This window comes from Actinoplanes sp. 13 (genome assembly GCF_056134165.1).
The window spans coordinates 1-7,494 of record NZ_JBVYOQ010000062.1 but is presented as its reverse complement, the minus strand read 5'-3'; the positions used below and the strand labels follow the sequence as shown (position 1 = coordinate 7,494).

9 protein-coding genes are annotated in these 7,494 nt (G+C 70.5%); 6 read left to right on the top strand and 3 right to left on the bottom strand.

What is annotated here, in order from left to right; translation table 11 throughout:
* On the top strand, nt 1–87 hold an 87-nt coding region (locus tag AC0NH5_RS42890), incomplete at its 5' end, for an elongation factor 1-alpha C-terminal domain-related protein (protein ID WP_474414232.1).
* On the opposite strand, the gene AC0NH5_RS42885 is transcribed toward AC0NH5_RS42890, so the two are convergent.
* The gene (locus AC0NH5_RS42885) at nt 84–1,088 is read right to left on the bottom strand and encodes a LacI family DNA-binding transcriptional regulator (protein ID WP_474414230.1); all 1,005 of its coding nucleotides are present in this window, start codon (nt 1,086–1,088) and stop codon (nt 84–86) included. The two genes, AC0NH5_RS42890 and AC0NH5_RS42885, sit on opposite strands and share 4 nt — an antisense overlap.
* Nucleotides 1,089–1,143: 55 nt before the next feature.
* Between AC0NH5_RS42885 and AC0NH5_RS42880 the strand changes: the two genes are divergently transcribed.
* Together AC0NH5_RS42880 and AC0NH5_RS42875 are read left to right on the top strand one after the other, a co-directional pair.
* Nucleotides 1,144–1,971 (top strand): phytanoyl-CoA dioxygenase family protein, encoded by an 828-nt coding sequence (locus AC0NH5_RS42880; protein WP_474414229.1) that lies wholly within the window; start codon nt 1,144–1,146, stop codon nt 1,969–1,971.
* A gap of 92 nt (nt 1,972–2,063) precedes the next feature.
* A complete protein-coding gene (locus AC0NH5_RS42875; RefSeq protein WP_474414227.1) occupies nt 2,064–2,666 on the top strand; it encodes a VanZ family protein in 603 nt (200 codons plus the stop codon).
* 10 nt (nt 2,667–2,676) lie between these two features.
* On the opposite strand, the gene AC0NH5_RS42870 is transcribed toward AC0NH5_RS42875, so the two are convergent.
* The gene (locus AC0NH5_RS42870) at nt 2,677–2,859 is read right to left on the bottom strand and encodes a hypothetical protein (protein WP_474414225.1); all 183 of its coding nucleotides are present in this window, start codon (nt 2,857–2,859) and stop codon (nt 2,677–2,679) included.
* Between the two features lie 172 nt (nt 2,860–3,031).
* Here AC0NH5_RS42870 and AC0NH5_RS42865 point away from each other — a divergent pair, with 172 nt between their 5' ends.
* From AC0NH5_RS42865 to AC0NH5_RS42855, 3 genes are read left to right on the top strand one after another with little or no spacing between them, the layout of a single operon-like run.
* The gene (locus AC0NH5_RS42865) at nt 3,032–3,421 is read left to right on the top strand and encodes a GntR family transcriptional regulator (RefSeq protein ID WP_474414223.1); all 390 of its coding nucleotides are present in this window, start codon (nt 3,032–3,034) and stop codon (nt 3,419–3,421) included.
* A complete protein-coding gene (locus tag AC0NH5_RS42860; protein WP_474414221.1) occupies nt 3,418–4,299 on the top strand; it encodes an ABC transporter ATP-binding protein in 882 nt (293 codons plus the stop codon). Before AC0NH5_RS42865 ends, AC0NH5_RS42860 begins: the two co-directional genes overlap by 4 nt.
* Nucleotides 4,296–5,312, top strand: coding sequence for an ABC transporter permease subunit (locus AC0NH5_RS42855; protein ID WP_474414219.1), 1,017 nt, complete (start codon nt 4,296–4,298; stop codon nt 5,310–5,312). The genes AC0NH5_RS42860 and AC0NH5_RS42855 overlap by 4 nt, the downstream gene beginning before the upstream one ends.
* Nucleotides 5,313–5,382: 70 nt before the next feature.
* Here AC0NH5_RS42855 and AC0NH5_RS42850 read toward each other — a convergent pair whose 3' ends face one another.
* On the bottom strand, nt 5,383–6,873 hold the full coding sequence (locus AC0NH5_RS42850) for a hypothetical protein (RefSeq protein ID WP_474414217.1): 1,491 nt from the start codon (nt 6,871–6,873) through the stop codon (nt 5,383–5,385).
* Nucleotides 6,874–7,494: the final 621 nt, after the last annotated feature.

Below are 7,494 nucleotides of genomic sequence, written 5' to 3'. Positions count from 1 at the left end.
CGTAACCGGACGACCGGCGGTTTCATCCTGATCGACGAGACCACCAACCGCACCGTCGCCGCCGGCATGATCATCGAGGCCGCCTAGCGCGCCGCGGTGCTCGCGCGGATCTCCAGGTGGTGCGGCACCAGGTGGTGGACCGGCGCCGCCCCACCGTCCGGCTGGAGTCGCTCGGCGAGGCAGTCCAGCGCGGCCTGCGCGATCGCCACCTTGTCCGGCGACACCGTGGTCAGCGCCGGCGTGGCATACCGGCCGTCCTCGACGTCGTCGAACCCCGCCACCGCCAGGCCGGCCGGAACCCGCAGGCCGTGCTCGGCGGCCACGTGCAGCGCACCGAGGGCGAGCTGGTCGCTGAAGCAGAACACCGCGTCGATCTCCGCACCGAGCAACGCCCGCATCGCGGCCGCCCCGTCCGCCCGGTGCAGCTGCGCGACCGGCACCTCCAGGGCCGGATCGTGCGGCAGTCCGGCCTCGGCCAGCGCCTGCCGATATCCGGCCAGCCGCCGCGCCGCGGTTCCGTTTATCAGGTGCGGTTGCGGGCCGATCGCGGCGATGCGGGTACGCCCGGTGTCGATCAGATGCCGGGTCAGCTCGCGGGCGGCGGCGACGTTGTCGATGGCGACATGGTCGAGCAGGCCGTCGGCGTCCTGCTCGCCGAGCAGCACCAGGGGAGCGGCGTCCGGGCGGCGGCGCAGATCCGCGGGGGACAGGCCCCAGGGGCTCATCACCAGACCGTCCACGGCCTGGCCCCGTACGCCGTCGAGAAGTTCCCGCTCCCGGCGGGCGTCCCCGCCGGTCTGCTGCACCAGCAGCGTCCAGCCGCGTTTCTCCGCCTCGTCGGCCAGGTGGCCGGCCAGCTCGCCGAAGTAGGGCGAGGCGATCTCCGGGATGACCAGCGCGATCAGGCCGGACCGCCCGCCGCGCAGGTGCCGGGCGGCCGCGTTGGGACGGTAGCCCAGCTCGTCGAGCACCTCCTGCACCCGTTCCCGGGTCTCCGGCGCCACCAGCGCGAAGCCGGAGACGACGTTGGAGACGGTGCGGACGGAGACGCCGGCCCGCGCGGCGACCTGACGCAGGGTGACAGCCACGGCGACCATGCTACTGCCACTTGCAACGTTGCATGCCACGTTGCAACATGGAGACATGACTACAGTCTTCGATGCGGAAGCCGGCCAGAAGGCCCGGGAAGCCATCTACACCGACGGGATCACCGCGCTGCGCGGAGCGTTCAGCGTCGCCTGGGCCGACCGGATGCGGGCCGACATCGAGACCGCGTTCGCCGAGGCCAAGGCGCGGCCGGGCGGCGCGGTGGGCCGCGGGCCGCACCGCTACTACGTGGAGATCCACCCGGAACAGCTGAGCGGCTTCGTCGACCTGGTCACCCACCCGTGGGTGATGGCCGTCTGCACCGCCGTGCTCGGCACCGACTACCGGATCGTCGAGCTGGGCTTCGACATCCCGTTCGCCGGTGCGGTCAACCAGCCTTGGCACCGCGACTTCCCGATGCCCGAGGTGACCCGCGAGGAGGGCCGGCTCGACTCGCTCGCCTTCAACCTCACCGGCGTGGACACCACCGACGAGATGGGCCCCTTCGAGATCGCGCCGGGGACCCAGTTCGACGAGGAACCCGACTTCGGCCACGGCATGTTCCCGCCCCGGACCCGCTACCAGCGGTACGAGCAGTTGGCCGTCCGCAAGTACCCGCAGCGGGGCGACATCTCCGCCCGCTCCGCGCTGACCATCCACCGTGGCACCAAGAACTCCTCGCAGCTCTCCCGCCCGGTGCTGGTGCTCGGCGTCGACGCCGCGGACGCCACCAACAGCGACAAGCACGCCCTGGCGGTGACCGAGCGGTTCTGGGCCACGTTGCCGCCCGAGGTCCGCGATCACCTGGACTGCCCGATCGTCGGCACGCTCACCCCGATCACCCAGAAGCACACCATCGAGGGTCTGGTGATGGGTGACGCCTGAGAACCCTATGACTTTCGGCCGATGCCCGGGTCCGCCGTCATCTCCCCGCAGACCGATGCGCCGGCTTCCCGGGTACGGCCATGATCACGTCCATGCAGGGTCTCCTCGTCGAAATTCCGCCGGTGCCCGCCGCGGCCGCCGTCGCGGTCGTGCTGATGGCCGCCTCCCTCCTCGTCCTCCGACGACGGGGTGACCTCTCCGGCCGGCGACTGCTGATGTTCTGGTCGGCGAGCGTCTATCTCGCCTGCGTGGCCGCGGTGACCCTGCCGCTGCAGATCCGCACGGGCGATTACCGCAATCTGGTTCCCTGGTACGACAAGGTGAACCTGTTTCCGCTCGTCACCATCGACGCGACCACGTTCGTCCTGAACATCGTCATGACGGTTCCGCTGGGCCTGCTGCTGCCGTTCCTGGTCCGGGTGCGCGGCGTCCGGCAGGTCGCGCTGACCGGACTCGCGCTGAGTGCCGCCATCGAGCTGACGCAGTTCCTCACCGACGTCTTCGTCAGCAGTGGCCGGACCGGTGACGTCAACGACCTGCCCGCCAACACGCTGGGCGCGGTGCTGGGTTACCTCGCGTACCGCGCGCTGATCCGCGTCCCGGCGATCGCCGGCCTCGCCACCCGTCTGGGGGCGCGGACGTCCCCGGCCGCGGTCGCCCCGAGCGGTGCCGGGCGGCACGTCCGCGTGGGCTGACCGCCCTGGATCAGAGGGCTTCCTCGTCGCCCTGCTGGAGCGGGCAGTCCCAGAAGTCGCTCTCGATGACCACGGTGACGGGTTGTCCGGTCGTCACGTCGCCGCCGACGGTCTGCGGCTCGGTCGTGAAGACGATGGCGGCGGCGGCAGCGAAGGAGGCGAGAACGAGGCCGGCGCTGGTGCGAGTACGCATGCGAAGAGTCCTGTCGTCGTATTTCTCGCCCTGCGGGGTGAGCATCCGTTCGCTACGACCCTACGGGGCTGCCGCCACCGTTGGGAGGTCCTGTTGATACCTGGCACGGCGGGGTAGCGCTCACGCATGTCCATCTCTATTCTACTAGGCACCTAGTAGAATGAGGTGGCAGATGATCGAATTCCATCTGGACTCCCGGTCCGGCGTCGCGCCCTACATGCAGCTGATCCAGCAGGTCCGGCACGCCCTCCGGCTGGGTGTCCTGGCGCAGGGCGACAAACTGCCCACCGTCAAAGAGGTCGTGGCCCGGGTCGCGATCAACCCCAACACGGTGTCGAAGGCGTACCGCGAACTCGAGTACGAGGGCCTGGTGACCGCCCGCCCCGGCCTCGGCACCTTCGTCACCGGCACGCTCGGCGCCGACTCGCTGGCCAACCACGAGCCGCTGCGGCGGGATCTGGAGCGCTGGCTCGTCGAGGCACGCGAGGCGGGCCTCGACGACGAGAGCATCGAGGCGCTGTTCCTGAGCACGTTCCGGTCGTTTTCGGAGGCGAGGACATGACTGACGTGCTGGTTGCCGAAGGGCTGACCAAGAAGTACGGGCGGCGCACGGCACTGTCCGACTGCACGCTCACGATCCCGGCCGGCCGGGTCGTGGGGCTGGTGGGGCCGAACGGCGCCGGCAAGTCCACGCTGTTGCAGCTGGCGTGCGGGCTTCTGGATCCGACCGCGGGGCGGATCGAGGTGCTCGGCCGGCGGCCGGTGAGCGGTTCGCCGCACGTGGGATTCGTCGCGCAGGACACCCCGGTCTACGCCGGGCTCAGCGTCGCCGACCACCTGCGCATGGGCGCCCACCTCAACCCGTCCTGGGACGGTGCGCTCGCCGAACAGCGGATCGCACAGGTCGGTCTCGACCCCGGTCAGAAGGCCGGTCGGCTGTCCGGCGGCCAGCGTGCCCAGCTGGCCCTGACCGTCGCCGCCGCGAAACGCCCCGACCTGCTGCTGCTCGACGAGCCGGTGGCGGCCCTCGACCCGCTCGCCCGGCGGACCTTCCTGCAGGGGTTGATGGAGCTGACCGCCGAGCAGGGCATGAGCGTCGTCATGTCGTCGCACCTGGTCGCCGACCTGGAACGGGTCTGCGACTACCTGATCGTCCTGATCGCGTCCCGGGTCCGGGTGGCCGGCGACGTCGACGAGCTGCTGGCCGGCCACCATCGGCTGGTCGGGCCGCGGCGCGACCTCGCCGACCTGGGCGCCGGCCGCTCCGTGGTCGAGCAGAGCCACACCGACGTGCAGTCGACGCTGGTGGTGCGCAGCACGGCGCCGATCGACGACCCCTCCTGGCAGGTCGACCGGCTGAACCTGGAGGACATCGTGCTGGCGTACATGAGCGGGGCCGACGGCGGCAGCGCGGACCGGGTGCTGGAGGGACAGCGATGATCTGGATGACCTGGCGACAGTTCCGGACCCCGGCCCTGGTGACCGGCTCGCTGCTGCTCGTGCTGCTCGCCGGCCTGGCGCTGACCTGGGCCCAGGTGGCGGATCTGGCCGAGGCGACCGGATATACAGGGTGCCTGGGCGACGCCTGTGACAACGCCGGCTCGACGTTCCTGGAGTCGGTGCGCCGGCACATCGCCGGCGACATCCACCTCGCCGCCATCGCGGTCCTGGTTCTGCTGCCGGTCCTGCTCGGCATCTTCTGGGGCGCGCCGGTGGTCGCCCGGGAGCTGGAGACCGGCACCTACCGGATGGTGTTCAGCCAGTCCGTCAGCCGCGGCCGGTGGCTGCTGGCCAAGCTGGTGACCGGCCTGGTGGCGGCGGCTCTCGGCGCCGGCCTGCTGAGCCTGACGCTGAGCCGGTGGGCGCAGCCGATCGACACGGCCTCGGCGGACCGGCTCAACCCGCTGGTCTTCTCGGCCCGGGGGCTGGTGCCGGTCGGCTACGCGGCGCTGGCGTTCGTGGTGGGGGTGACCGCCGGGCTGCTGTTGCGGCGGACGATGGCCGCGATGGTGGTGACCCTGCTGCTGGTCACCGGCATTCAGCTGGCCGGGCCGATGGCGGTGCGGGCCTGGCTGGCCGACCCGGTCACCACCGTGTCCCCGCTCAACCTGGACGGGCGGTACGGGATGTCGGTCAACGACGACACCAGCCGGATGAAGATCGAGGTCGAGCCCGACGTGCGGGGCGTCTGGGTCCTGTCGAACACCGTCGTGACCCCGGCCGGCGCGGAGTTCACCGGGCCGATGGACCGCACCAAGTGCGGTCCTGACGTGCCGCGCGAGAAGGAGACGTGCCCGCAGTGGCTGAAGGCGCAGAACCTCAGCCAGAAGCTGACGTTCGTGCCGGGCTCGCAGTTCTGGGCGCTGCAGTGGCGCGAGTTCGGGCTCCTCGCCGTACTCACCATGGTCCTGTCGGGTTTCTCGCTCTGGTGGATCCGGCGCCGCCCGGCCTGACGAGAGGGCGGTAACCCGCGTGTGAAGTTCGGGTGCGATACGCACCCGAACTTCACACACAGCAGGCGGGTCAGGGGCAGGGGCCGCCGCCGCACACGTCGATCACCTTGCCGGTCAGCAGGAACACCGCCTTCTGCAACTGCGCCGCCGGCTGAGCGCGGGGGAACTCGTGCGGGTCCGGGCCGAACTCCGGTCCGCTCGGCGCGAGGTTGGTGGGCGGCGGCGCGGACGCCTGGCCGCTGTTCCAGACCACCAGGGCGGAGCCAGGATGGGGGTACGACCGGATCGGCCGGATGCCCCAGAACGGCGCCACCTCGTCCGCCCATCCGGGAGCCAGCGCGGGCCGGTGGATGCGGGCGCCGATGGTGCGGGCCTGCACCTGCGCGGCGGCGGGGGAGACCTGGTGATCGCCGAACGCGACGTGCATCAGCACCCGGTGCGCCGGGGTGCCCGGCAGTGGGCGGGTGGTCAGGTGCTGGGCGTACCCGTTGGCCTCGCCCCGGTCCCAGAGCATCTGGATCAGCGCCAGGATCAGCTGCTGATCCGCCCGGTCCGGGTAGGACCGGTCCAGGAGCTGCTGGAACGGCGCGAAGGCGACGCTGCGCTGCAACAGGGTGCTGTAGTTCATCGCGGGTACGCCGAGGACCGCGCGCGTCCAGTCCTGCGCGATCGCGGTCAGCGCGCCGCCGTTGATGCCGCCCTGGCTGTTGCCGTCGTAATGCAGGCCACCGGCCCGGTCTATCAGGCTGCGGCCCCGGCCGTCCTGGAACGCGGGGTGCGCGGCGAAGCCACCGGGCGCGATCATCGCCCGGCCGAGGAACAGGAAGTTGAGGAAGCTCTGCTGCAGCCGGTCCGGCACGGCCGGAAACGTGCTCAGGTCGCTCCAGGTCTGCGACACGACCGGGATGTCGGCGGACGACAGCCCGATCCAGCTGGTCGCGCAGAACATGAAGGTGTGCGCCTGTGACATCTGCTTCACGTTCGCGGCGTTGATCTCGGTGGGCGCGCCGAGCAGCCCGTGGCCGTAGAGCGACAGGTGGGCTTTCCGGCCGGCGCCCGCGCTGCGCGGGACGTTGCACACGAACTCGGCGGCGATCGTGGCACCCGAGGCTGTCGGCAGCGCGTCGGGGGTGGGCGGCCGGCCGTCGCCACCGGGCGGCCCGTAATGCAGCCGGGATCCGGGCCCGCCGCCGCCGGTCAGATAGCTCGGCACCGTGACGGTGCCGCGCACCTGGCGGGCGATGCGGGCGTCCTGCTCGGCGGTGAACTCGGTGACCTGGTCGACAGTGAACGCCGGCGCGCGCCGGCCCAGGGCGCGAAACGCGTCGTCACGCATCCGCACCACGCGGCCGGTCAGCCCGGGCGCGCTCGCGACGGTGAAGTCCCAGGTCGCGCCGGGCAGCCGTGCTCCGGTGTGGTCGCGCAGGCGCCGGAGGACGACCACATAGCGGGTCGCCTCCTGCAGTGCGACCGCCGGCCGGATGATGAGCAGTCCGCTCCCGTGCGCGTCGAGCTCCGCCCAGTGTGGTGTGCGCTGACGGGTCCGCGTGTTCAGCAGCACGATCGGCGCGTCGGGCGCGAGGGACCGGCCGATGTCGGTGACCGGCGCGATCCCGGCAGGTCACAGCGGGACGTCCCCAACGAAGTTCATACAAGCAAGAGCTACTAGATCCAACTACAAGGGCCAGCGTAAACAAGGCTTTGACCTGCGAAAACCCGGAGCCGGTACGGGGCTTTATTCCATCTTCTACGGGCTGTAATGCCAGCAGAGGCCCTTTTTTACGGGCATTAATGCCATGACAGCCAGGCGTTTTCCACAGGGCCAACGGCCGGTGATCCACGGGCAAGAAGGCAAATCAGGGGCATCTACGGGCTCTTATGCCAGGAAAACTCCTGCTCGGTGTGGACAGCTACGGGCGCTTATGCCAAGCGCTCCGACAAGCCGTCCGCTTTCGACCATGATGTCGGATCTACGGTACGGACGGTAATGCCAGCAGACGCGAGACGGGCTCGCCTTACGGGCACTAATGCCAGGACAGGCCCCGAGTTATCCACAGCTGGAGGGCACACGGGAGCGACGGGAGCCTCAAAAATCCGTACGGGCGCTAAGAGCTCCTAACACGATCTGCTGAATCGATGTTGATCAGCGTCACGACGCGAAGATCGGTCTCGTTCGCTGGTC

Bases quoted from the DNA above. Each gene is read 5' to 3' on its own strand.
- AC0NH5_RS42880 (WP_474414229.1), top strand. From the start codon at position 1,144: ATGACTACAGTCTTCGATGCGGAAGCCGGCCAGAAGGCCCGGGAAGCC.
- AC0NH5_RS42870 (WP_474414225.1), bottom strand. From the start codon at position 2,859: ATGCGTACTCGCACCAGCGCCGGCCTCGTTCTCGCCTCCTTCGCTGCC.
- AC0NH5_RS42865 (WP_474414223.1), top strand. From the start codon at position 3,032: ATGATCGAATTCCATCTGGACTCCCGGTCCGGCGTCGCGCCCTACATG.
- AC0NH5_RS42855 (WP_474414219.1), top strand. From the start codon at position 4,296: ATGATCTGGATGACCTGGCGACAGTTCCGGACCCCGGCCCTGGTGACC.
- AC0NH5_RS42875 (WP_474414227.1), top strand. From the start codon at position 2,064: ATGCAGGGTCTCCTCGTCGAAATTCCGCCGGTGCCCGCCGCGGCCGCC.
- AC0NH5_RS42860 (WP_474414221.1), top strand. From the start codon at position 3,418: ATGACTGACGTGCTGGTTGCCGAAGGGCTGACCAAGAAGTACGGGCGG.